Source organism: Pseudarthrobacter sp. P1 (assembly GCF_050156935.1).
Classification (GTDB): Bacteria; Actinomycetota; Actinomycetes; order Actinomycetales; family Micrococcaceae; genus Specibacter.
Genome location: NZ_CP189586.1, coordinates 41,544 through 65,514, shown reverse-complemented (window position 1 = coordinate 65,514; position 23,971 = coordinate 41,544). Strand labels below are relative to the sequence as shown.

22 protein-coding genes are annotated in these 23,971 nt (G+C 64.7%); 5 read left to right on the top strand and 17 right to left on the bottom strand.

Annotated elements, in window-relative coordinates; translation table 11 throughout:
• Nucleotides 1-64 precede the first annotated feature (64 nt).
• From ACQCSX_RS22195 to ACQCSX_RS22185, 3 genes are all read right to left on the bottom strand, one after another.
• Nucleotides 65-1,534, bottom strand: a complete 1,470-nt coding sequence (locus ACQCSX_RS22195) for a mannitol dehydrogenase family protein (RefSeq protein WP_427019406.1) — start codon at nucleotides 1,532-1,534, stop codon at nucleotides 65-67.
• 441 nt (nucleotides 1,535-1,975) lie between these two features.
• Nucleotides 1,976-4,948 carry a Tn3 family transposase gene (locus tag ACQCSX_RS22190; RefSeq protein WP_427019405.1) on the bottom strand — a complete coding sequence of 991 codons (2,973 nt, stop codon included), beginning with the start codon at nucleotides 4,946-4,948 and terminating at the stop codon, nucleotides 1,976-1,978.
• A gap of 340 nt (nucleotides 4,949-5,288) precedes the next feature.
• Complete coding sequence (locus tag ACQCSX_RS22185; protein ID WP_427019404.1) at nucleotides 5,289-5,681, bottom strand: hypothetical protein; 393 nt, start codon at nucleotides 5,679-5,681, stop codon at nucleotides 5,289-5,291.
• 634 nt (nucleotides 5,682-6,315) lie between these two features.
• On the opposite strand from ACQCSX_RS22185, the gene ACQCSX_RS22180 reads away from it, so the two are divergent.
• The 4 genes from ACQCSX_RS22180 to ACQCSX_RS22165 all read left to right on the top strand — a co-directional run bounded on the left by ACQCSX_RS22180 (nucleotide 6,316) and on the right by ACQCSX_RS22165 (nucleotide 11,287).
• Nucleotides 6,316-6,546: a hypothetical protein gene (locus ACQCSX_RS22180; RefSeq protein WP_427019403.1), complete on the top strand. Its 231-nt coding sequence runs from the start codon at nucleotides 6,316-6,318 to the stop codon at nucleotides 6,544-6,546.
• 265 nt (nucleotides 6,547-6,811) lie between these two features.
• Nucleotides 6,812-8,629, top strand: a complete 1,818-nt coding sequence (locus ACQCSX_RS22175) for a MarR family transcriptional regulator (RefSeq protein WP_427019402.1) — start codon at nucleotides 6,812-6,814, stop codon at nucleotides 8,627-8,629.
• A 1,186-nt stretch (nucleotides 8,630-9,815) separates the two neighbouring features.
• Nucleotides 9,816-10,643: a ParA family protein gene (locus ACQCSX_RS22170; RefSeq protein WP_427019401.1), complete on the top strand. Its 828-nt coding sequence runs from the start codon at nucleotides 9,816-9,818 to the stop codon at nucleotides 10,641-10,643.
• A complete protein-coding gene (locus tag ACQCSX_RS22165; protein WP_427019400.1) occupies nucleotides 10,640-11,287 on the top strand; it encodes a ParB family protein in 648 nt (215 codons plus the stop codon). The genes ACQCSX_RS22170 and ACQCSX_RS22165 overlap by 4 nt, the downstream gene beginning before the upstream one ends.
• A gap of 443 nt (nucleotides 11,288-11,730) precedes the next feature.
• Here ACQCSX_RS22165 and ACQCSX_RS22160 read toward each other — a convergent pair whose 3' ends face one another.
• The gene (locus tag ACQCSX_RS22160; protein WP_427019399.1) at nucleotides 11,731-12,600 is read right to left on the bottom strand and encodes a hypothetical protein; all 870 of its coding nucleotides are present in this window, start codon (nucleotides 12,598-12,600) and stop codon (nucleotides 11,731-11,733) included.
• Nucleotides 12,597-13,025: a hypothetical protein gene (locus ACQCSX_RS22155; RefSeq protein WP_427019398.1), complete on the bottom strand. Its 429-nt coding sequence runs from the start codon at nucleotides 13,023-13,025 to the stop codon at nucleotides 12,597-12,599. Before ACQCSX_RS22155 ends, ACQCSX_RS22160 begins: the two co-directional genes overlap by 4 nt.
• Before the next feature lie 65 nt (nucleotides 13,026-13,090).
• Between ACQCSX_RS22155 and ACQCSX_RS22150 the strand changes: the two genes are divergently transcribed.
• A complete protein-coding gene (locus tag ACQCSX_RS22150) occupies nucleotides 13,091-13,879 on the top strand; it encodes a metallophosphoesterase family protein (RefSeq protein ID WP_427019397.1) in 789 nt (262 codons plus the stop codon).
• Nucleotides 13,880-13,933: 54 nt separating this feature from the next.
• Here ACQCSX_RS22150 and ACQCSX_RS22145 read toward each other — a convergent pair whose 3' ends face one another.
• The 12 genes from ACQCSX_RS22145 to ACQCSX_RS22090 form a co-directional block, all read right to left on the bottom strand.
• Nucleotides 13,934-14,686, bottom strand: a complete 753-nt coding sequence (locus ACQCSX_RS22145) for a hypothetical protein (RefSeq protein WP_427019396.1) — start codon at nucleotides 14,684-14,686, stop codon at nucleotides 13,934-13,936.
• Nucleotides 14,687-14,692: 6 nt separating this feature from the next.
• Nucleotides 14,693-15,208 carry a hypothetical protein gene (locus ACQCSX_RS22140; protein WP_427019395.1) on the bottom strand — a complete coding sequence of 172 codons (516 nt, stop codon included), beginning with the start codon at nucleotides 15,206-15,208 and terminating at the stop codon, nucleotides 14,693-14,695.
• Entirely contained in the window at nucleotides 15,205-15,861 is a 657-nt protein-coding gene (locus ACQCSX_RS22135; protein ID WP_427019394.1) for a hypothetical protein, read from the bottom strand. Before ACQCSX_RS22135 ends, ACQCSX_RS22140 begins: the two co-directional genes overlap by 4 nt.
• Nucleotides 15,861-16,472, bottom strand: a complete 612-nt coding sequence (locus ACQCSX_RS22130; protein ID WP_427019393.1) for a hypothetical protein — start codon at nucleotides 16,470-16,472, stop codon at nucleotides 15,861-15,863. The genes ACQCSX_RS22135 and ACQCSX_RS22130 overlap by 1 nt, the downstream gene beginning before the upstream one ends.
• 175 nt (nucleotides 16,473-16,647) lie before the next feature.
• On the bottom strand, nucleotides 16,648-17,376 hold the full coding sequence (locus tag ACQCSX_RS22125; RefSeq protein ID WP_427019392.1) for a hypothetical protein: 729 nt from the start codon (nucleotides 17,374-17,376) through the stop codon (nucleotides 16,648-16,650).
• Between the two features lie 4 nt (nucleotides 17,377-17,380).
• A complete protein-coding gene (locus ACQCSX_RS22120; protein ID WP_427019391.1) occupies nucleotides 17,381-18,340 on the bottom strand; it encodes a hypothetical protein in 960 nt (319 codons plus the stop codon).
• Nucleotides 18,340-19,113: a hypothetical protein gene (locus tag ACQCSX_RS22115; protein ID WP_427019390.1), complete on the bottom strand. Its 774-nt coding sequence runs from the start codon at nucleotides 19,111-19,113 to the stop codon at nucleotides 18,340-18,342. Before ACQCSX_RS22115 ends, ACQCSX_RS22120 begins: the two co-directional genes overlap by 1 nt.
• On the bottom strand, nucleotides 19,110-20,102 hold the full coding sequence (locus ACQCSX_RS22110; protein ID WP_427019389.1) for a hypothetical protein: 993 nt from the start codon (nucleotides 20,100-20,102) through the stop codon (nucleotides 19,110-19,112). Before ACQCSX_RS22110 ends, ACQCSX_RS22115 begins: the two co-directional genes overlap by 4 nt.
• 63 nt (nucleotides 20,103-20,165) lie before the next feature.
• Complete coding sequence (locus tag ACQCSX_RS22105) at nucleotides 20,166-21,371, bottom strand: hypothetical protein (protein WP_427019388.1); 1,206 nt, start codon at nucleotides 21,369-21,371, stop codon at nucleotides 20,166-20,168.
• 249 nt (nucleotides 21,372-21,620) lie between these two features.
• Entirely contained in the window at nucleotides 21,621-22,115 is a 495-nt protein-coding gene (locus tag ACQCSX_RS22100; RefSeq protein WP_427019387.1) for a DUF2958 domain-containing protein, read from the bottom strand.
• 45 nt (nucleotides 22,116-22,160) lie between these two features.
• The gene (locus tag ACQCSX_RS22095) at nucleotides 22,161-23,000 is read right to left on the bottom strand and encodes an oxygenase MpaB family protein (protein ID WP_427019386.1); all 840 of its coding nucleotides are present in this window, start codon (nucleotides 22,998-23,000) and stop codon (nucleotides 22,161-22,163) included.
• Between the two features lie 26 nt (nucleotides 23,001-23,026).
• A complete protein-coding gene (locus tag ACQCSX_RS22090) occupies nucleotides 23,027-23,971 on the bottom strand; it encodes a hypothetical protein (protein ID WP_427019385.1) in 945 nt (314 codons plus the stop codon).

Genomic DNA, 23,971 nt, shown 5'->3' with positions numbered 1-23,971 from the left:
GGACACCGTTCGGGTTGAACGGTGTCCCTGGCTGAACGGCGCCCCCGGGCTCCGGCGCATAAGCTCAGATGAGGGCTTCAACCGTGGCCGTGGCGCCCCGCTCGTGGAGGGAATCAAGGGCACTGACATACGCTTCGACGAACCGGGGGTCGTCAATCAGATCGCCGAACAGGTCCCGGTCCGCGATGAACGCGAGTTTGTCCTCGTGCTGCCGGCTGGCCGCGGCCCGGAGCCTCTCGCTGAGCCGGTCCACGATCACGATCGGCTCTCCGGCTTCGTCCCGGCCCTCCGCATACCGCGCCCAGCTGGCGACGATGGCAGCCGACCGCGCAATTTCGCCCCCGCTGCGCAGGTTTTCCCTGATAACCGGCAGCAGCCACTTCGGGATCCGGTCCGAGCTCTCCGCGCAGAGCCGGGCCAGGGTGTCCCGGACGTATTCGTTGGCGAACCGCTCAATCAACTGATGCTTGTAACCGTCCAGGTCGATACCAGGCACCGGGGACAAAGTCGGCGTCGCCTCCTTATCCATGTAGGCAAGCAAAAAGCGTGTGTAGCGCTCGTCCTGGCACACTTCATGGGCGTACCGGTACCCGGCCAGGTACCCGAAATAGCACTGGCCCTGGTGGCTGGCATTCAGCAGGCGCAGCTTCATCAGCTCGTAGGGTTCCACGTCCTCGACAAGCTGGACACCGGCACTCTCGTAGGGCGGGCGCCCCAGCACAAAGTGATCCTCAAGCACCCACTGTTCGAACGGCTCGCAGACCACCGGCCACGCGTCGACGACACCGAACTGTTCCGCGATGGATTCACGGTCCTCATCGGTGGTGACGGGCGTGATCCGGTCCACCATGCAATTCGGGAAGGCAACGCGGGACGCCACCCACTGTCCCAGTTCCGGGTCACGAAGAGCCGCAAACGAAGTGAACATCTTCCGTGCAACATCGCCGTTGCCCTGGATGTTGTCACACGACATGATCGTAAAGGGCTGCAGTCCGCGTTCCCGGCGCCGGGCCAGCGCCTCGGTAATAAGGCCGAAAGTTGTCACGGGTTCCCGGGGATGGGCCAGATCGTGCACAACGTCCGGATTTTCCGCATCAAACTCCCCCGTGACGTGGTGGAAGTTGTAACCGCCCTCCGTGACAGTCAACGACACGATCCGGATCTGTTCCGAGGCCATCCGTTCGATGACGGCATCGGGGTCATCGGGCGCAAACAGATAATCGACGATGGAACCGATGACGCGGCCCTGGCGGCTGCCGTCGGGATTTTTGATCACCAGCGTGTAAAGGCAGTCCTGGTCTTTCATGACCTGCTTCATCCGTGCGTCGGAGGGCAGCACACCGACGCCGCAAATCGCCCAGTCCTGCGCCAGGCCTTCATTCATCAGACGGTCCAGATACATCGCCTGATGGGCGCGGTGGAACCCGCCGACACCGAAATGGACGATTCCGGCGCTCAGGGCCGAGCGGTCATAGCCTGGAACCTGCAGCGGGGCGGTGAAGGAATGCAATGTTTCGTCATTGAGCGGTTGCATGAATTCATCCTCAGGTCTAAGGGATTTTTACCGAGAATATCATGTGAGCAGGATATTTGGGCTCAACTGAGCGACCCGATTCTGATTCCGGCCTGCCGCCCGCTTCCGGCCCGCCGCGTTTTCAAGGCTGGACCGTCCGCTTCAGAGGACAGCCCAGCGACCCCGGTTCGCCGGTGGGTCGGACCCGCGGCCACTTCGAAGATCGTCTCCAGCCCGTCCTCCCGCCGCTCGCCCACCTCGACGAATCCGTCCTGCAGCACCGGCAGACGGGAAACCATGTTGTCAGGACTTATAGTCGCTCGAACCGCGCACTGATGGTTCACGCACTGGGCGCTCATCGTCGGGTCCCTAAGTCTTTTTCTGCCAGCGGGTACCAGCCCTGCCAAGAACCATTAGAGGAAAATGACAGGTGTCTCACCGACCTGTCTTGCAACCTAAGGGTTACGAGGCATTTGGGCTGGCGGCTCCTGGTTCACGGTCCTGATCGTCCGGCCTGTTTGACTGGGTGAGGTCGAGGCGGGTGTTCATGTCGAGGTGGAATTTGCCGTACGGGTTGATGTGGGTCCAGAACAGCGGGGAGAGCCCTCGGCGTTCGTGCGGGCCGATACTGTCGTGAAATTCCGGTGCTTCCAGGACGGTTTGCAGCAGCAGGGTGTTGACGTGCACGAGGGCGGACTGCAACAGGTGCAGGGTCAGCATGGATACTTCTGCGTGTTCGCGGTCGGGGCCGGTGAGGTCGCCGTCTTTGCCGTAGAAGATGACGGTGTTGCCGCTGTTCCAGTTCTCCACGACCTGCAGTCCGCCGTGGATTTCCCGGCGCAGTTCCGGGTCGGCGAGGTAGTCGCAGGCGAAGATCGTGCGCACGGCGCGGCCGAGCTCCTCCAGCCCCTGGTAGGTGGGGTGTTTGGGCCCTCCGCGGGTGAAGCGGCGCAGGATTGATTCGGATTCAGCGGTTCCGAGCCTGAGAGCGGTGGCGTATTTGACCATCTGGTCGTACTGCTGGGCAATGAGATCCCACCGGATGGGCCGGGTCAGCACCGGGCCCAGCTCGCCTTGGACGGCGGTGTCGTCGGGGCGGTAGAGGCGGATGGAGCCGATGTTTTTCAGCCGTGGCAGGAGTTTGAATCCCAGCAGTTCGGTGAAGGCGAAGCCGACGATGGATGCCCCGTGGGTATCGACGTAGTTCGCTTCAATGTCAGCGTCGGTGCAGTGCCTCAGCAGGCCTTCGATCATGGCCGCGACCTCGGAGGATGAACAGTTTTTGAGCTGGCTGTAGATGCAGGTGGAGCGTCGCTCGACGTGCCAGTAGATCATCACCCCGGGTCCGCCGTAACGGTTGTGCCATTCAGTCATGAGGTTCGATTCCCAGGACCCGAATTTCTTTGAATCCGAGGCGCAGGCGGTCCCGGTACCCCACCACCCGGGATCGCGGGCTTCGAAGGTGGCATTGACGAGTTTGGCGATAGCCCGGCGCAGATTGTCACGGGTGATGAAGTGCCGGCGGACGTGCCGCAGCTCGCGTTCACTTTCTCCGTGGCCGCCGGTGTCCACGATGGCCTTGATGCCCATGTTTGTCCCCAGAGCGAACAGACACAGCAGCAGGCGCCGGCGCAGCGTGTCACGGTCCAGGATTTCCCGGGAGGCGACAGAGGTGAATTCCGCGGTGAAGTCCGCGAGGAAGTCCGAGTCTTTGAGTACGTCGAGGAGATCCATGGTCCCCCAGCGGCGGATGACCTCGTCCTTGAGGGCCTTGAGGTTCTGCGGTTCGGGGAGCGGTTCAAGTTTCGGCACACCGATCCAGGGATCCCCGCGGCGGGTGGTGATTTTCACCCCGCCCGCTGTGTCATTGACCAGGGCAGAATCCAAGCGTTCCAACGCTGCTGCCATGCGTTCGCGCAGGTCACTGATGAACTCTGAGGGGTCCACTGGCTGGCGTAGCGCGGTGTAGTGAACTTCGCGGTTAGCCTCGAAGTCCTGGGGCAGGTCATCTTCCGGGTTCCGCCATTTGTTGGCGCCATCGACGAAGATTTCCCGGCGGCGGATTGCATCCCGCAGCGCTACCAGCACGCATAGTTCGTACGGAATACGTTCGATGCGGCCGCGTTCATCGACCACCGCCGAACTCCAGGCCTTGGGAACGACACCTTCACCCGGGACGGCAGCGTTGTCGGCGTAGTACCGGACTTTCCCATCCACACCCGCGTAGCGGTTGAGCAGCTCCAGAGCCTGCATGACAGGCCGGTATGCAGTGTTATTACAGCGAAAGGACAACGCCGCCAGCAGGGCAGGGAGCATCCGGCGGTAATGGTTGGAGTAGGAACTCCTCAACACGGTCCGGACCCGGCCCTGGAATGCGATTTCGTTGGCCTTGGCCTCACGGACCAGTTCCCTCAACGTCTTTTCCCCGACCACCGGATACAGTGCAGCCCGGACAGTATCGTCGGGATGGCCGATCGCAGCCTCAGCAATCCGGAACAGGATCCCTTCCTTTCCCCGAACCCGGCGCAGATCCTCCGTCAGCTCGCGCTCGACCCGCCGATCAGCCCGGGTATTGATTTTCAACACCAAGGCGATCAGCAAATCGACCAGGGCGTCTGTGATCTCCGAAGACCGCTGCCAGCACAACGCAGCCAACAGCGTTAACCGGACAGGTGCCGGCATCGCCCTCAGGTCCGAGGGGTAGGCCCGGGCCGCCCGGGACCGCCAGGCCTCCACAAGTTTGTCCGGCGTATGCGCGAACAGCCCGGCAGGCAACCCCAGAGCACGGATCGCGGCGAGCTTGCCGACCTCCTTCAATAAGGTTTCCAACCCCACCTGACCGGGATCCGCCTTCAACTCTGCCAGCAACACGATATCGGCTCCGTCAGCAGCCAGACCCTCCAGCCGGTCCGCACACGCCGCACCCAGACGGGCGACGGTGGACTCGCAGAAGTCCTTCTCGAACGCTGCCCGGGCGGAGCCAATGATGCGCTCAATCCGCCCTGGCGGCTCAATCTGCTCAGCCCGGCACCGGAGAAGTATGGCTTCGCGCAACTGTTCGTCCCGCTGTTCAACCGGGCACACCTCGCGGGCCAGCCACCCGGCAATCTTCTCTTCATCGCCGCGGGAGAACTCCCGGAATCCGAAGGCTGACCGGATCTGGGTCCGATGGCGCTTTGCCGTTCTGCTGGACCACTCGTAATCATCGATGGCCGTTGCCTCGACTTTGATCTGGTCCGCAACGTACTCCACCGCACCGTGAGGAAAATCCGATCCAGCCCGCGGAAAGCGGGCCTCAAGCTCAAAGAACTTCAGCAACAGGGCAAAACCCAGCCGGGTCACCCCCGACTTGTTGCCGAGTAACTCCCAGTCATCGCCGACAAGCGTCCAAGTCCCCACCAGCTCATCCGTCGATAGCTCCCGATTCGCACCCATGCCAGATCATGCTACTTGTCACCTAGGGACAGCTATAGGAGTACTGGGCCATCGAGGTGTGCTGCCGGAAGCATCGGTGCCGGGATGGGGGAGGGGCCGCGGGTGCCGGGATGGGGTGCGCGGGGCCAGGCCAGGTGGTGTGCCCGGCAGGCTGTGATGGGGCGTTGGCCGGCCGTGGTGTCCGGCGGCCTGGATCGGGGAGTGTGGTGCCTCCCACGGATCCACACCGAGTATCTGTGATCGGCGGCAGGGAGGCAAGTTATGCCGGCCTCCATGTTTTCGGCAGGGGAGGCGCCGGCCCCTGGAACGTCGGTGGACAGGGACTGCGCCCTGGCTGGTGTCAGTGACCGCCGTCGTGGTGTTCACCGTGGATCAGCCGGTGTTTCGCAGTCCACGCCGCAAGGTCCTCCGGCGTCCGGCCGAAGGATGAGTAGCGTTCCAAATGCCCGGCCGGGTTCTCCAGGGCCTGGCGCCACTGTTCCCGGATGTCCTGGGGTGCGGCATCGAAATCGGTCGGGGTGGCGCTGATGATCTGGGAGATCCGCCCCGGGCTGCGGCCGGCCAGGGTCGCCAACAGTGCCTGCTTGACGCCGAACTGGCCGGCGGCGGCGACGGCGTCGCGTTCGAACTGTTCCACGTCGGCCAGTTGGCGGGCCAGGGCCGCCCGGTGGCGGGACAGCATCCAGACGTACGATGCCAGGGCTTCCTGGTCTTGCGTGAGTTTCTTCGCCATACGATCATTATAGCTGAGTGATACTTGTTTATTTATCTAAAGTTTCTGTACTTGACATAACGTTCATTATCGGCATAAAAAATATTCCATTGTGAGGCGCGAGTTCAGCCCGCGGAACAACCTCCCGCAGCGTCAAATCATCACCTCGGACGCAGGGTCCACCCGGACGTGTAGAGCACCGCGGCCGGGCCATTCTGCGTGTTGGGGCGGGATCGACACCAGAAGTCCAGGGACCCTTCGCCTGCTCGCCTGTCATCCACTGCGTCCGGGCCGCCAGGCAGAGGCACGATCGGCGACGCCAGCCGAGGGATTCGTCGCACGAGGGTTAAGTCGGGGGTGAAAAAACGGCCGATCCGCCCTGCATGTGGGGAGGGTCAGCTATTTTTGGATTTGTTGGAAAGCTGGGAAGAGGACCTGGAGGCGGAGGATTCCGCGTCGGTCGGCATCGTTCCCACAGGCTCGCGACGCGACACGCCTGTTTTCTGAAAACAAATCCCCAGAAATGTTCCTTGACGGTGTTACTTTCAGATCAGCCGGAAACAAGAACCCCTGGGTAGTGGATGGCCAACAGCAACGCCAACGATGAAGTAGTGACAGCCAGTTAGCGGCTGCACGAGATTCAAAGGACATGACTATGACTGCAGTAATCAATCGTGGAGGCGGGCGCCCGAGCAAGGGCCTCCGCAAGTTCATTGGCTTTCGCGCGCAGGTGCAGACGGCTGATGACGTCGCACATGTCGCCGCATTCAAGGGCATTACCGTCTCGGACTACGTCACGTCTGCCGTTGTGCGTTCCCTCAAGGAAGATTTGGCGCAGATCGCTCCCCAAGCCCAGCAGGAGTTGCCGATCAGCCTCGCCTCGTAAAAACAGAAGGCCCGCACTAGGCGGGCCTTCGAAGATTGAGACTTACCATCTGGATTGCTTGCCGGCTGAACAGATCGTAAGTCGCGATGGTCCTTCACAGGATCATCTGAGTATTGCTTTTATTCTGCTTTTATTCTGCTTTTATTCTGCTTTTATTCGTGACCAGTCTTGGAGGACTGGACCTTTTTCGTGACTTAATCCCGAAAGGATTAGCCCCATCGTACAACAGCACGGCTCTGTGCTGCCAGCCCAGTCTCTTGCTGGCGTGTCGCACGAGTCATCCGACCCTGCCCAGGCGTGGGCTGCGCTGGCCCCTTTGCTGGCTGGCCAGCCGCGTATCCGCCTCTCCCGTGACGCTGGAAAGACCTACCCGCAAAAGCACGAACGCGCCCTCACCGAGGCCCTGCCGTCATTCCCTGCCGCGGTCCGGATCTTCGGCAAGGACGGCGCTTGCGCCGCCATTTTCCTCGACTTTGACTCCTCCGTGGCCGGCATTGACTGGGTGGAGGCGGACGTCCGGGCCGTCCAGGCGTGGCTGTACGGCTGCGGCGCCCGGTGGATTGAGGACTACTCCCCCAACGGAGGCCGCCACGTCTACATCCCGCTGGAACGGCGCGTCTCCTTCACCGAGGCGCGTGACCTGGTTGAGGCACTCGGGACCCGGCACCGCAGCCTGGACACGACACCGCACCAGAACCTCCTCCACGGTTGCATGCGCACCCCTGGTTCCCTGCACAAGCGCGGCGGCCACCAGCAGCTCGCCATGAGCTTGTCCATGGCCTACGACATCGCCCGCCGACCGAACAGCCCCTCCGTGTGGGAGGCGATGACCGCTGACCTGGCCGGCGAGGTCGCCGCCGTCCGGGCGCTACGGCTTGAGCAGACCCTTACACCAGCGACCACCGCAGCACCGCAATTCCAGCACCCTGCCGGCCGGATGTCCCGAACCATGCAGCTGATGGCTCAGACGGGACTCTACGACACCACCCGGTACGCCTCCGACTCGGAGGCCCGCCAGGCAGTCGTCACGGGGGCCGCGGCCGCCGGCCTGGAGCTCGTGGACGTCGAACGCCGGATGATGCAGGGGACCTGGCCGGGGCTCGCCTCCTTCTACGCCCGTTATGCCTCCCGGCACCGGGTTCCGGCACTGCGTAGGGACTGGTTGAGCGCCGTCGCTTATCTGAGCAAAAAACCCGTGATCGTGGTCGGAACCAACGATGTCCGTAGATCCCCCACAAGCCAGCCAAGTACACAGCCCCTAGTACTTCAGGGCTTGCATCCAATTTCGTCGACTCCCGATGCGGAGCACCGGTTCATCCGGACCTGGCGGAATGCGCTCAGAATCAGAGAGGTGACCTATCAGGAATCGAGAACGGGCCTGGCGCGACGAATGGTGCTCAGGTCATTAGGGGAGGCAGCGCACCTTACCGCGTCCCGGTTCATTGAATTCGGGGTCCGTTCCATTGCCGTCGCCACCGGCCTGGATCACACTACGGTCGGTATGCATTTGAGGGCGCTGCGTGCGGAGAAGGACCCCCTGGTTACCCTGATTGAGGTAGGCCGCGGAACGAAGGGCGATCTGTATATGCTTACCGTCCCCGAAGGGTTAAAGACCGCGGCCGAGGGCGCGTCCTGGCAGAAGGGGAAGATCCACGCCCTGCGCCCGGCGTTCCGAGAACTGGGGTTGCCGGCGGCCTTCGTCTACGAAGCTCTCGAGCACTCCCCCGCGCTGCCTACCGCCGAGATCGTCCGGGTCACCCGACTCTCGCGCTCCGCAGTAAACGAGGCGCTGGAAATACTGGCCTCCTGGAACTTGATCTCCCGGAACGGTGGCCGGGCCTGGACAATCGTGGCTACCACGTCGTTGAAGCAGCTGGCCGAACACCTCGGGGTCCTGGAGACGGTGGCCGTACAGTTGCACCGCTACCGGGTCGAACGAATCCTGTGGAAGGAATGGCTCACCAGGCACGTCACCACCGTCGCCGAGCTCCTCTCCCCCGACGAAGACTACCCATGGGAGGCATTTGAAGGGCCACCAGACGACTGGGCCCTGGCGGACATGGCGTTCCGGCGGTCCAGGTGAAGTTGTCGCAGGACCGCCCACTCCCCTGTCCAGACGCGCATTTAGCCTGACGGATCAACATCATCGTCGTGAAAACAGTACCCTTTGCGCAAGTGGCACCTTTACAGATTGCGCAAAAGGTTCCATATGAGTCGTTCCACTCCCCCGGTAAGCCCTGGAGTCGATCGACGCCCGACAGGGCGAAGCAGACCCACGTCCACTCCACCGGGTTCGTTCCCTCGATTCGATCCGCAGCGGCCAAGCCCGATCCCTCTCCAGGCACCCCGGCGCAGACCCCTCCGTTCGCCCACCAACCACAGACGGCCGCGCCGGGGCACCCCTTCCGGCACGTCGTGCCAGCAGCCACCCCTCCCCCGGAACCCCGCCGCCGCCCCGCACCTGTGCGCATATGGTGGCAATTGCGCCCCGCCGACGCCTTCGCCAGGTGTGTAATGCCACCCTATGCGGGAAAGGCACCCAAGTAGCAAATACCACCAATTTATCTATATGCCACCATTTGATCAAACGGCTCCCTGAGTATTGACGGGCGGAAATGCCACCATATGCGCTGTTTCGTTGCTGAGTGGTGAGGTGGTTGCGAAAATGGTGCCATTTGAGACAGTAGTTCCATAAGCGGGTTTTCCGCCAAGGGTTCCTTTTGCGCGATGAGGCCTCTGCCAGGCGCGGTAAAACACCGCAAATGGTACCCATGGGGCGGAATCGACTGCACGCCTGGAACCCACCAGGGCCGTTTTGTGGCCAAGGCAGCGCTTCCCTCCCGAGAACCCCCCAGCTCCCGCCTGAGGCGGCGACAACGACAGGATCGTGCGGAGCAAATGCCACCTATTGCGCCACGTACGCGGCGGGACCATTTCTGGACTGGAGGGCGGGCTTTGCGCAAATGGCACCTTGAGCGCAAATGACGCATAGCCGATTTGGTGGCATTTGCGCATGAATGTATCCCGCAAATGGTGGCATTGCCGCCAACCCCGCAAATGGCACCACGGGAGCCGTTCACGCATATGCCGCAAAAGGTGGTATTTGCGCCAACGGCGGTATTGGCGCGTATGGAGGCATTTGCGTCTGGCGTGGCAGCCCGACTTTGGACCGGTTGCGGGCTACGCTGGGATCATCGGTGCCGGCCCGATGATCCTGCCATAGGTGGGCCTTCCGCACCCCTTGAACCGTCAACGGAAGGTACGAACACATGCCGGCAGCGATCATCGCCGTATGCAATCAGAAAGGCGGGGTCGGCAAGACGACCATCGTCACCGGCCTGGCGGAGGTCTACTCCCAGGCCTTGTCGAAGCGGGTCCTGGTAATCGACGCCGACCCGCAACGCAACACGACCACGGCCATGGGCGTGACGGATCCCGAATTCACCCTCAACGACGTCCTTTACGGGGACGAGTCGAACAACCAGAAGATCATGCCCGGGGTGGCCGCTGACGCCATCATGGCGGCGGGGAAGAACTGGCAGGCGAACCCCGACAAGGACCAAAACTTTCCACGGCTGGACCTGATCGCCTCGGAACGCAACCTGGCCTCGCGGGAACGGGACTCAATGATGGCCCGCGAACACCGACTCCGCATCGCCCTGAAGGGTGTCGCGGAAGCGTATGACGTCGTGCTCATCGACTGCCCGCCATCCCTCGGTCTGCTGACCGTCAACGCCCTCACCGCCGCCACCCACGCCCTTCTAGTAACCGAGCCTCGCGTCGCCTCCGTGGACGGACTCTCCGAGATAGTCACCACCATTGCCGAGGTCCAGGAAAACCTCAACGAGAACATTGAACTGGTCGGCGTCATCATCAACAAGGAACGGAAGGGCCGCAGCGACCAGGAGCACTGGATCAGCAAGGTCCGCACCGACTTTGGGGATCTGGTCTTGGATCCGATGCTTCCGGACCGTGAAGTCTTCGCCAAGGCACAGGCAGCCTCGCACCCGTTGCGGGCCTTCGGGTCGCTGACCATGCCGTTGCGCGCGGACCTGATCCAGCTGGCCGCCCTCATCCTGAAAGGAACGGAGGCATGAGCATCCCGAAGCCAGCCGACGACCGGACGGGGAGCCCCGATGCCCTGGCCCTGATCCGCGGCAAGAGCGGCCTCAGGAAAGCCCGGCCCACGAGTGTCATCGCCGAAATGACGGCGGACGTTGAGCCGGTAGGGGAGGCCCTCGCGGCCGACAGGCTCCACGCGGTTCCCGACCGGCCTGTCGATGGGCCCACCGATGCACCACCCGCCGCCGCAGTCCCTGTGCCGGTCGATCCGGCGCCCGCCCCGGTGGAGGTGCCTGCAGCCCCGGCCCAGCCTGTGGCACCCGCGCCCATTCAACAGCAATGGGTTCCACAGCCTCCCGTTTACCAGGCCCCCGTTTACCAGGCCCCGGTCCAGAACATCCCGGCTGCCGCACCAGAACCCGTCCAGGTCCAGCAGCCGCCGGCTGCCCCCAAAAAGGAGTACCGCAAGACGAGCTTCTTCCAGACCAGGGACTCGGGGGCCCGGATGCGCTCGGCTTACATGGCAACCCGGCATCTGACCGGCAAACGCACCCTCTCGGACTTCATCCTCGCCGCCGTTGAACGCGAAGTGGCGGAACTCGAACGGGCCCACAACAACGGCAACCAGTTCGACACCGACCCGGACACCGTCCCGCGCGGCCGGCCCCTGGAGAATTAGCCCAGGGACAGGCCCAGCCGGCAATTTCTGGCGGGGCCTGTCCCTGGCGTGCCCCTCGACGGTGCTCGCGGCGATGGCAGCCTCACGCCGGATGAAGTCGCGGGTGAAAAACCCCTATCCGGGGCATTCTGGAAAATACGGGACCTAGCATTGCCTTGTCACCAACCTGAACAAGCAATGATGTTGAACCACTCCGGGGAGCAAATGTCCATCACTGTCAGCTACCGCACCACAGTGTCCTGCGACGGTGGGGGAGGGGTCCGCTGCAGCGCATCAGCCCCCGTCGTGCTGGTGTCCTCCACCCTGGCCGGAAACATCCGCAGGGCCGTGCGTGCCGGCTGGACCGTCACCGACGAGGTGACGTGCCCGCACTGCTTAACAGGGGCGGCCCCTGTGACGGTGACCCGAGGTGCTGGCCCGGGCCGGCCGGTCAGGCGTGCCGGCTAGCAGGAACCCTCGTCGAACGTCTCGCCGATAATGGTGTCGGTATTCGTCTCGCCCTCCATCAGCAACCGGGTGAAGCGGTCCTCGTGATGCCTGTTGTCGCCAGGGGCCGCCCCGTCCGCGAATCGGACGGCGGCCTGGGCATAGGCGTACATGGCTCCCTGCTTCGTCCACTCGGTGTTGCCCCACTCGTTTTGGGACTTCGCGCCGAGGACCGTCTGCATCTGCACGGCCTGGGAGGTAAAGTACCCGGCCAGGCGGAGCGCCCTGACCCCCGAGAGGGGAGCGGAGGAGCGCCTCTTGATTTCCTCCGGCCGCAGCTCTTCGGCGGCCGATCCCAGCGGGAGACCGAGGAGAAGCTGGGCACCCGCGCCCAGGCGGATCGCTTCAGGGTCAGAGTCGGCATCCATGAGGGCCGCAACCACCTCCGCCTCACCCCACGCGATCCCCTGATAGTAGGTCTGGCCGGTGTTGGCGGTTGATTCGAGGGCGTTGCGCATTTTCACCAAGCTGCGGCGCAGCATCCGGTCGGCATGCTCCTGCGGAATAGTGTCAAGACCCGGGACTGACATGCGGTTGGGCACCGGCATGACAGAGTCTAGATGCGCATCCCACGGCACGACATTGGTGGACTTGGTGATGAGCGACCAGCCATCGTCCAGGCGAAGCCGGATGTTTCCCAGACGGTCGGGTTCAGTCGTGACGGTGCCAAACTGGTTGCCCGACATGGCCCTGGACCCGATGGGGTAGGGGAGCGGCTTGGCGTACTCGCGCAGCTTGTCCAGCCGCACCTCCGGATCCGCATGGGTGGTGGCAGCGAACTGGCCGCCGACGGGGATGCCCTTGGGCTGGCGGGTGCCGGCGCTCACGCGAGCTCACCTTCCTGTGAGTTCATGGCGTCGGCTAGGTCTTCCCCGTGCAGTTCGAGCAGTAGCCGCCCGAGCCGGTACCCGGTTTTTTCAGGGGGAAGTTCGCCGAGATGGTCGCGCCCGGTGACCACATAGCGGTCCACGGCAAGGCGGACAAGACGATCGTCGTGGGACAGGTCGCACACCTGGGCGCCGTCGGCACCGAGGTCGCCGGTGTCCAATGCCTCATCGATGGCCTCGCGCGCCGCGCGGGCCTCCTCCTGGGGGTTCAGCCGGTCGCCCAGCAGGTCGGCGTGGACGCGTTCGTGCACGGTAGCTGTCTGGACCGGTGCGGGGAGGGTGGCGGCTGGTTCGGCGTGGGTGGTGGCGGCGAACTGGCCGCCGACGGGGATGCCCTTGGGCTGGCGGGTTGCGGTGGTGGTCATGCCTTCTCTGTGTGCGGCCGCGGCGGGTTTCCTCGGCGGGAAGCCGGAGCCGGGGTGCCGCACACATGGCGGCCATGGAGACTGACTCACACGGTGGCTTCGCGCCACCGCGCAATACGAAGATTCTGATCGGCGGCGACTGGCATGGAAACGTTGGGTGGATGCAGGTCGTCCTTCGGCAGGCGGCGCGTGATGGCTTCACGATGATCGTCCACGTCGGGGATCTGGCCGTGCTGTGGCCGGGGGAGATGAAGTTCACGCACCGGCTGGCACGCCTCCTGGATGAGCTTGGCATCACCATGGTCTTCATTGACGGCAACCATGACGTGCATCCGAAGCTGCGCGCCCTGCCGCTGAATGGGGCCGGGTTTGGGATCATCAGCGACCGGCTTCTGTACGCCCCGCGCGGACACCGTTGGATGATCGGAGGTCTCCGCTTCGGTGCCCTGGGCGGGGCCTATTCGATCGACCGCCAGTGGCGGGTGGAAGGACAGTCCTGGTGGATGGGAGAGGAGGTCATCCCCGCCGATGTGGAGCGCCTGGGCCATGACCCCTTGGATGTGCTGATCACCCATGAGGTTCCGGCCGGGATCGACCTGGTGAGCGAATTTGACCTGCCGGAGTTCCTGGAACGGGAATCCTTCATCAGCCGCCAACTCGTCCGTGAGGCGGTCCGCAACACCACACCCCGACGGGTCTTCTCCGGCCATTGGCACCAGAGCCGGACCGGGCTGATGCCCGGCATGGAAACCCGCGTCCACGTCCTGCACAAGGAATTCTGCCCCGGGAACCTGGCCTCCCTCGACCTGGAGAGCCTGGCCGTCGAAAGATACCACCCGGTCCCCGCCGCATAGAAAAAGGGGCCGCCACCCAACTGTCCGGTGGCGGCCCCACTTTATGCGTCTTCTCTAGACTCTGGGGTTCGTGTTGGTGAGCAAAATGTTCACCGCATCGAGCTGGGTCTGGATCCGGGCCAGGTCGGGTCCCTCGTAGTCGCTGGCCCGTTCGTTCAGCTTGTCTTCAAGCTCGGCCACGCCCTCGAAGGCGGTCTGGACGAGGACCCGCTGCTCATCCTCGCTGAAGGAGCGCGTGTAGGGGTCGTTCTCCTCCGGGATGGTGGGCAGTGGTGCGTTGACAGCCGACTGCAAGTCGATGTCGACCAGCTTGCGCTGACGCGTCCCTGCCCCCTGGATTGTGCCGATGCCGGCGGCCCAGCGGTCATCCGTCGGATTCAGGTCCCAGACGAGCTCCTGGATGCTGGGCCCGTTCTGGAGCATCTCCTCGTCCACCCACGCATCGTCATTATCGGTGTGGGCCAGGATGGCCCCGTTGGCGTCCGTGACGGAGACGGCGTCGTACTGGTTCTCTCCGTCCTCGTTCTCGCCGATGCGCAACGTCGTCGCACCCGGGAACTTGACCAGGATCGCGGCTGCGACGCCGCGGACGGAGTGGGCCTGGCTGAGTTGGTCCATGCGGTCGGTCTGCTCCTGGAGCCGTTCACGTCGTTCGCGCACCTCGTCACGGTCCAGCACCGCATCGGTCATCTTGAACGGGAGCTGCGGGACGGCCTGAAGCTGCACTTCGGGTTCGGCGTGGGAGGTGGCGGCGAATTGTCCGCCCACAGGAATGCCCTGGGGCTGGCGTGCGGGGGTGGTGGTCATGGTGCTCTATCCGTTCTGGTCGGGGGAGGGGAAGGTCAGGAAGGTCTCCAATTCGCCGAGCACGGTGTCGGCTTCACGGAAGATGGGCTGCCGTCCGGTCGGGTGGAACCCGTCCAACAGGGACCCTGTCCTCGAGAGGGACCGGCGCGCGGAGGTGACCGCGGAACGGAGCGCAGCGGGGTCCTCTCCGGCCTTCTCAAGCTTCTCGGCCAGGGTCTGCAGGGACGAAGCGGCGATCAGGTACATGGCCGAGGAGCTCTCCGCCCCGGCATCCAAGGCTGCGCGGGAGTTCCCGGCATAGGCTTTCACCAGTTCCAGGGAGACCAGCTGGGCGGTCACGCTCCGGGCCTTTTCAACTCTGGCCCCGTTGGCCGTAATCTGGTCGGCCAGGGCATGCCAGTCGGGGTTCTTGGGCTCCGGTGCAGCCGGCGCCAGGCTGACACCGGGTTCGGCATGGGAGGTGGCGGCGAACTGGCCACCGGCGGGGATGCCGGCTGGCTGACGGACGGTGTTGGTGGTCATGAGGTGGCTCCGGTGAAATCGTAGCGGTGTGGGACGTACCGGATCCGGTCCGTGTCCGTCCCGTGGGACAGGTCAACGATGGCGTCGCCGCGGGGGTAGGCGTGGAAACGGTTGTTGGCAGACGCGCAGACAAAGGTGGCTTTGCCGCCCGGGTCGACCTCGGTGGTGACCTTGCTGTCGGCGTCGGCGATGATGATGGCCTCGGCGCCGGGCCCGACGGAGACGGAGTTGCCCCAGCGTGAGTCGGCACGGATGATGGCGGTGCCGGAGGTGACCTTCAGTCGGGGCAGGCCGGAGCTGATGCTGACGATGATGGGCCGGCCATCCTTGGGTCCTACGACCTGTACATGTTCCCCGATCTTCGCGTCGGGGGAGTTGCTGGAGTCAAGGTGGATGTGGCGGACCTTCCCGTCACGCTCCCCGCGGGTGTTGACCAGCAGGCGCTTGGCCTCTGCCTTGCGTTCCGGGTGTTTGTGGTCCTGTTCGGCCCCTCCGGTGGCGGCGGCAACTTCGCGTTCAAACAGGTCGCGGGTGGTGACGAAGCGGGCGACCTGGCCGTAGCCGGCACCCAGGACAATCCCCGGCTCGGCATGCGTGGTGGCGGCGAATTGGCCGCCGGAGGGGATGCCTGCTGGCTGGCGTGCGGCGCTCATCAGTAGCCGTCCTTGAAAGACTGGTCGTCCTTCTCCTCGATATACACCTTGTAGGACTCATCGAATGCCTCGTTCAGATCGATCCCGTGCTTGTCGGCGTGGTGGCGCAGGTCGGTGAGCAAGTCCCGCATGGTGACCTGTGCTTCTTCCCCTTCCGCGCAAATGGCCATGGCCGCAGCGGCACGCTTCTCGGAGGCCTGTGCGGGGGTGCTCGTCAGGTCCGGGCGCGTAACCTCTTTGTGGTAGCCGCGGTTGATGGGCATGGCGAAGACACCCGCCTGACCGGTGTTGGTGAGTTTGAGCAGACGGACGTTCTCCGGGTTGATGGAGCCCAGATCGGAGGCAATGTTGCAGCCCGGCGTCTCCGGGGCTTCATAGCGCATCCAGGTCGAGTCGCCGGCGGCCACGTCCCGGTTGTACGCCGAAACACCCACAGGTTCCAGCCGGCCACTGGCGTCGTCGCGGAATTTGACCAGCAGAGCACCTGCAAACGCCACGGGGAACTGGCGCCGGGCACCGGTGATGGCGGAGTCGGCACGGAGCATATCCTCCTCCACGATGGCACGCTCGATGATGCGGCGCTGCGCTTGCGCCCTTGTGCTGATTGCCACATGCTCTTCGGCGCAACTTTGATTCGCGGAGGGGGCGATGGTGAACTCAGGCTCACCATGTTTGTGGCTGGAGAACTGGCCGCCGGAGGGGATGCCTGCTGGCTGGCGTGAACTATTATCGGTCATGCCTTCTCTGTGTGCGGCTGCCGCCCTGAAACGGCAGCCGCACACACGATCAGGCCAGGGTCGCCACCGGGAGCCGGTTCTCCGGTGGCCCATCCTGATGGACGGTGGCCTCCTTTGCCGCCGCGACCCTGCTGCGCGGGCCTCCACCGGTGACGTAGGTGGTGCCGCCCAGGGCCTGGATGGACACGCGGGAAGGTTCTGACAGGGCGATGCGGGCGTGGGCCCCGTCGCGGACGGTGATCCGGGAGGAGTTGTCGCCGTCCACCACGATGCCGGCATCCCCGCCCAGAACGTCCACGCCGCCGCCGTCAAACCCGCCCGAGACTTCGACGTGGACACGGCCGGACCGGATGTTGAACCGGTGGTGGCCCGAGGACACCCGGATGACCAGGGGGGCGCCGGAGGTGGGGCCAACAACCTCGTAGTCGTCGTCATAGTAGGAGCTGGTGCGCCCGGGCATTGCCCCCATGTCCACCACCCGGCCCAACCGGCCCTGGAGGCGCGGGGCCGAGAGCGCGCGCCGGGCCTCGCTGCGGGTCGCCGGCACCTTGTGCTGGCAGTCGGTGGTGAGGCCGCCCTCGTCGTACAAAATGGTGCCATCCGGGCTGGGGGACAACTCGTAGGGGCGCCACGGACGGTCGGTGGTGGCGTCCTGGGCGCCCTGGGCGGGCTGTCCTGTGGCTGTGGCGAGTGAGATGCCGGGTTCGGCGTGGGAGGTGGGTGCGAACTGTCCCCCGGCCGGGATGCCGACGGGCTGGCGGGCAGTGCTGGAGGTCATCGGGTCAGCTTTCGTTGTAGATGCCGGACTGGTCGGTTTCCAGGATGGCGGCGATGCGGTCCAGCTTCAGGTACTCCTTGCGGCCGTCCCGGTGCATGAACTCGATGAACGGCCGGGGGTCGCGGGAGAAGACGTTGAGGATTTTTCCGAAGACCGGTTCGGGGGCACTGTATTCGCCGCGGTCCAGGTAGACGGCGGCCATCCCGTGCAGCAGTGGCCGCGGGGCGTCGGAGGCCTGCATGAACCGCATGGCCATCTCGAGGGGGTCTGGCAGGGTGGAGCGGTCCAGATCCCGCATGAGCGAGCCCATGTCTGCGTAGGTGGCCGGGAGTCCATCGCAGGTGATGATGATCTCGGTGGATGATTCGGCCGTGTACTGGGAGTTGTCCTCCCATTCGGTTTTCGAGACGGTGACCTCCGCATCTGCCGGAGCACGGAACAGGTGACGGATGGCCGCGGCGAATTTCTCATCCCCCGCCATCACCGTCGTCGTGGTGGAAACCGCCTCGTCATCATCGTCGTAGTCGGTGGTGGACGTGCCGGCGGTCAGGTGGTGTCGTTGCGGCCGGCCGGGCGCCACACCGTAGGACACCGGGGCCGGGGCCGGGCGGGTGCGCGCCTGGACCATGACGCACAGGTGGCAGTCGGCGCAGTGGCGTTCCGGGGAGGACTGGGACGGGTCGTCGGCGTGGCGTGCGCACCGGCCGCCGTGGTTGGCGCCCTCCAGCACCCCCATGACCTCCTCGGGTGTGGTGGAGCCGGAACGGAAGGCGTTCTTGGTGTCCCAGTAGAACTTGCCCATGGACCCCAGCGGGGAGCGGTGGGCTTCCTCGAGGATGCCGGCCAGCACCTTTTCGGGGTCGTAGCCGGGCCCGGCACCCAGGGCCAGGACCGACTCGCCATGGGTGGTCGCGGCGAACTGGCCCCCGGCCGGAATGCCGGCGGGCTGGCGGGCGGCGGTCATCAGCGGCCACCCGTGAAATCGGCGCTGGTCGTCTCGAAGGCATGCATTGCACGCGAGTCCTCCAGCGCCTGGTCCAGGTCGATGCCGTGCCCGTTGGCGTAGTGGCGCATGTCCGTGAGCAAATCCCGGAACGTGGTCTGTGGGTCATCCACTGTCTCGGACCAGCTCTGAAGCGCCCGGCGCATGCGGTCGTTGGAGGCCTGGGCGGGGGTCCGTCCTTCATCGCCCATGTAGGCGAGGGCGTCCTCCAGGGCCGTGTCCAGGTGCAGCCGCTCCACCACATCCCCGAGAGAACTGATGCCCTGGGCCTCGGGGTTCGGAAGCGACGTCCCCTCGAGGTGGCGCACGGAGCGTTCCGCACACGACCACTGCTCCCTGGTGGGCCGGTTCGGCGACTGGGCGTCGCTGAGGTCCTCGTTGCCCAGCAGGCTGGCACCGCTGGCATCATAGATCCCGTCGAGCTCGGTGAGCCCAGTTTTGGTGTTGCGGGTGTAGGTCAGCACGGCGGCACGGGGGAATCCGGTAAGCAGGGTGTTGGCCGCCCCAGCGCCGGCAAGGCGGCCGCGACGCCCCCGGAGCCGTTCGCTCTGAGTCTGCAGGTCATCAGCTTCCCGGTCCCAACCCCCTTTCAACGCCGCCCAGCGGGCCATGCCCCTCTCGAGCTCGTTCCGGGGGCTGCCGCCGGCGTGCAGGGCGACCCCCGGCTCCGCATGCGCGGTCGCGGCGAACTGTCCCCCGGCCGGGATGCCGCCAGGGTGCCGGGCCGCGCTCATCGGGCCACCGGCTGTCCGGCTGCCGTGCGGGCCCAGGCCGGGGCGTCGGCGTCGGCGGCCGCGGTGGCCAGCAGGTTTGCGAAGACCTTGCCGGCGTGGGCGTTGAAGTCCCCGTCGTCGGGTTCGCTGCGCATGTCTTCGAAGACGGCGGCGAGCTCCCATTCGGCGGCCAAACCGTCGAGCTTGTCGCCGTCGCGTTCAATGGTGGTGGTCCGGTCGGCAAAGCAGTGGGTGATGATGTTGAAGTCGCCGGTGTCCTCGTTCTGGACAACGAAGGAAGCGGTGGCGTCGGAGGTGCCCCGCTCGATCATGGTGTCGCGCAGTTCGTACAGGTGTCCGTTGTGGAGGCCGCCAGGGGTGGAGTAGTTGGCGTCCTTGACGGCCAGGGACCAGAGCGCCTCACGGACGGTGTCGACCTTCTCCGCAGGGGTGGCGCCATAGGTGCCCTGCTCCAGGGTGAAATGGTTGTCCTCGTCGTGCCGGTCGTCGTAGGTGACGGCGAGTTCCCCGTCGGTGATGTTGGAGAGGGCCAGCTCCCGGCCGGAGACGGAGGTGTAGCTCAGCGATCCCTCCTCGATGTCCGGGTTGGTGCCCCGGTACGGTTCCAAATGCCCGACCAGGCCGCCGGCGGCCAGCAGGTCCGCGGCGGCTTCGTCCACACCGGGAGCGACCGTGAGGGGTGTGGCGCCGTGGTTGGCGATCCGGTCGATCTCCTTGATGTTCTCCGGCGTGACGGCGTAGGCGGCGGCTAGGGTGGCGGCATTCTCCTCATACACCGGCTCGGGGCTGTTCCCCATCAGGGAGCCGATGTGGTTGACCGATTCGGGGGAGAGGCCTGTGCGTGCCGCCACACCCATGAGGGCGCGCAGGTGGTCGCGTTCCGGGTCCGCGGACCGGGACAGGACGAGGGACGGTTCGGCGTGGGAGGTGGCGGCGAACTGGCCGCCGACGGGGATGCCGGCAGGCTGGCGGGTGATGTTTTCAGTCATGCCTTGTCTGTGTGCGGCTGTGCCCCGGAAACGCTGCAACCGCACACAAGACGGCCCTCCAGGTCATCCGTCCGACGGTCTGGGCGGGCAATCCGCGAGTTCACCAGGCCACGACCGGGCCCAATGGAAGTTCTCCACCGCGTCATTCGCCGCCACGGTCTGCGACGCGTAGGCGCTGGTTTCGCGGATTTGGCGTTCAGCCCACACGATCAGGTCCTTCCCGTACTCTTGGACCTTGGCCCGCTCCACCAACAAGAGGGCCTCCGCTTGGTGAGCAGTCCTGGCTAGCCGGTCGAGTTCGGCACTTGCGAGAGCCTTCACGGCGGGAAGGAGTGCACTCTGCATTTCGGCTGACAACACAGCTTCCTGCGCCCGGGCCTCGGTAGCCTCAACCTGGTAGCGTGCCACGCGGGCGACAGAGACGTTGTACCTGGACAGATTTACCGGGCCACGCAGGTCCCGCCCGATCTCGGGAGCCTTCATACCAGCTTCCACCACCTCGAGGACCCCCTCGGCAGCCTTGGCGTAGCGGCTATGGCTGCGTTCGTTCTTCACGGCCTCGCTGTGCTTGCTGACGAGCTCATAGGGGACCGACTCGCCGTGGACCTGGCTGAGGATTTCCCAGGGGGCGCACTTGCCGTCGGCGATAGCCCGGCGAAGGTGGTTGCGCAGGCTCAGGCCCTTGTTCATTCTGTCGGCCGCGACCAAGGCCCTACCCGCCTCGACGTCCACCGCACGGAAAAAATTGTTTGCGTAGGTGCGGTCACCGTCATCGTCTTCGTCCCGAAGATAGGTGGGCAGGGTCGGGATGATGTCTTCCTGGATACAGCCGGTGCAGGGATCATCGTCTGCGTGTTCTCCCCAGCATTCGCGGTTGCCGCCGCCATTTCGGGTATGCACGACGATGACCGCGTCGCCGGTTTCCACATCCTCCTCAAGATAGGTCCCGCGTTCCCGACCAAGGTTGACGCCGGTGAGCCCGGCTAGATCCTGCAGTTCACCCCCGGTGGGGCCCTTTGTGGACTGGTAAGGGCCCTGAGCGTTTTCGTATGCGTCCAAGGGGCGGAAAAACGCTTCATAAGCCTCAGCAAAGGACCCATCGGGTACGGGTGTGCCATCGGCATATGTCTGGCCGGGAAGGGCTGCCGGTATCGGCCCGTGCAGTTCCAGTTCAGAGAGTCGGTGCGCGGTAGCAAGGGTGATGCCCGATTCAGTGTGGGCGGTCGGCGCGAATTGGCCGCCGACCGGGATGCCTTTAGGCTGGCGCACTGTAGTCCCGATCTCTTCCTGTCGAGGATTTCCTGGTCGATGGTCCTGCCGGGGCCGGTGAGGGGTTCGACAGAGGCACACCCCTGTACCCGTATCCTTCGTTGGACAGGGGAACCGTCGAGAGCGGCCACACGGAGTAGGGGTGGGGCAGCCGGTCCAGTTTCTGGATTTGGATGGTCGGTTCGGAACGCGGCGTCGCGGCGAACTGGCCTCCCGCCGGGACGCCCCGGGGCCGGCGTGCGGGGCCCATCAACGGTTTCTGGTGACGTCGGCCAGGGTGCCCTGGCTGAAATGGCAGTCGCGCTCAACGACCCGGTATCCGCCCAGGTTGACGGCCTCAAGTTCGGGAAGGCTGACATAGCCCCAGGAGCCGCCGCGCCCGGACGGGTTCAGGAAACCGAACGCCCGTCCACTGGCTGGGTCGACCTCCATCAGGTACCAGTCGGCACCGCCGGTGAAGTAGTGAAGATGCACTTTCTTGTCCATGAGCGGCACGTCCTCGGTGGCGCCCAGGGCGGGGACCTTGGCCAGGACGGCCTTCGGGGCATAGAACCGGTGGCCGCGGATCCTGCGCTGGGTTTCGGGGAGCTGTACGGGGGCCGCCGCCTCGGGTTCGCGGTTGATGGTGTTGTCGCCGTCACCACGGGTGCTTCCCAGGCTGATGCCCGGCTCTGCATGGGCGGTCGGGGCGAATTGGCCTCCGGAGGGGATGCCGGGCCGGACACGGTTCTGTGGTGTTGTCATGCCCACCATGTGTGCGGCGACGGGCGCTATTGGAAACTCATGGCATTACGAGGGGCCGACGTCGGCCAAGGCGTAGCCGTTCGGGTAGACGGCCGGGTTGGCGCGACCCGGGGTGAAGGCGGGGGTGGTCGGCATCGGGGTCGTCCGGGCTTTCAGGGCCCGCACCCGCAGGAGGCCGTTGAACACGTACCGCAGGAGGGTTGGAGCGGGTTTGAGGCCGAGTGCGAGGGCAACCTGGCGCTTGTCCATCATCAAGGCCAGGACGAGGGGTGTATGGCGCTGCAGCGGGGCTGGCAGGGCTCCCGTGAGGGCGGGGGAGGTGCCCTTCATGAGGGTGGCACCCTCCGGGCTCGGACCCATCCAGCGGTCCTCGTACTCGTCGAGGAACCGCCCCGCCTCCTCGAAAGTTTCCGGGACACGGCCAAGGCCCATCCGTGCCCCCAGCTCCACGTAAAAGGCCACGGCCGACTGCTTTTCCCGCTCGGTGAGCCGGCGCCAGCCATGGGCTTCAACCCAGCGCAGGGGTAGCACCAGCAAGGTCATGAGCACGTAAAGGAAATCATCCGAACTGCCGGGGACGTTTTTGTGGACGCGCCGAAGCAACCCGACCATGGCCTGGCCGCGGTCGCTGTCAAAGCCGTTGGCAATGATCTCGTGGAGGACGATGCCGGTGTCGTAAGAGCGTTTCAAAGGCCGGGCGGTGATTTCCCCGCTCGCGACCAGGGTTTTCGCGATCGAGGGGATCGTGAAGTTCCGGTAGTAGGCGACGAAGAAGCCCAAATAGAATTCGTACCCGAAGTCGTAGTTGACCATCCTGCGGTAGATCTCGAACGGGTCTGTACCTGATAGATGGTCTAGACGTGTCGGGTGGGTGGGGAAAAACACGGGGCTCCTTGGGTGGCCGGGGCTGGTCAGTGAACGGGGAGAAGGTCAAGCTGTCCGTCGACGGAGAGCAGGAAGAAACGCTCTTCGGTGGTCAGAACGCCGTCCTCGCCGGCGGCAAGTTCTGCGTCCCAAATTTCCACCATCATCCGGTGCAACCTGTCCTGGACAGGCGCGTCCGGGTCACTTTCGAGCAGCCGCTCCGCTGATGCGCCCAGAAGCACCCTTTCCCTGATGGGTGCCACCATGGCAAGAGTATCCACCGCCCAATGCATCCTCTTCAGGCGGGCGCGGCGGCCGGCGACGGCGGGGATGGTCAGGCCGGCCCCGACCAACACGATGGCCAGCATTTCCATCAGGTGGATGATTTCATTGGGGAACTCACCAACAGGTTTCAGTACGGGGAAAAGCTGTTCGAGCAGGCCGCAGCAAAACTTGAAGATGACGAGCAGGCCAGCCAAGCAGCCGGCGCCGACCAGGCTGAATCCGACCCTGAATGAACTCCGCATCTGCGGAACATAGCGGAAGCATACGATAGAAATTTCCGCGCAGATCCATCCAATGAAGAGAATGAGCATCGTGGAGAACAGCGCGCCAGCGGGCCTCACATGGTAGATTCCCCACTCACCCGTGGTGACCGTAGGTCCGGTGAGGACAAAGAACAGTGTCTGCAGGCCTAACGTGAGGGTCAGCGGCAGTGAACGGATCCAGGACGGCCGGTCCCCAGCAACGGGTGTGATGGCTTCGAGGACCGCTCGCCGCAGAAACCACAGGCCGGTGATTAGCAGTGTGTGCATCATCAGCTTGACCAGGTTTGCTCCGCCGAGGAGCTGATCAAGGGGAAAGTACACCAGGGGGGACATCAGCAGTGCCCCGGCGCCTTCGAAAACGGCCGCCACAAAGACGGTGTCGCGGCCATTCCTTCTGAGGGCGGGCACACGAACGAGGGCCAATATGGCGAGGGCTGCTGCCAT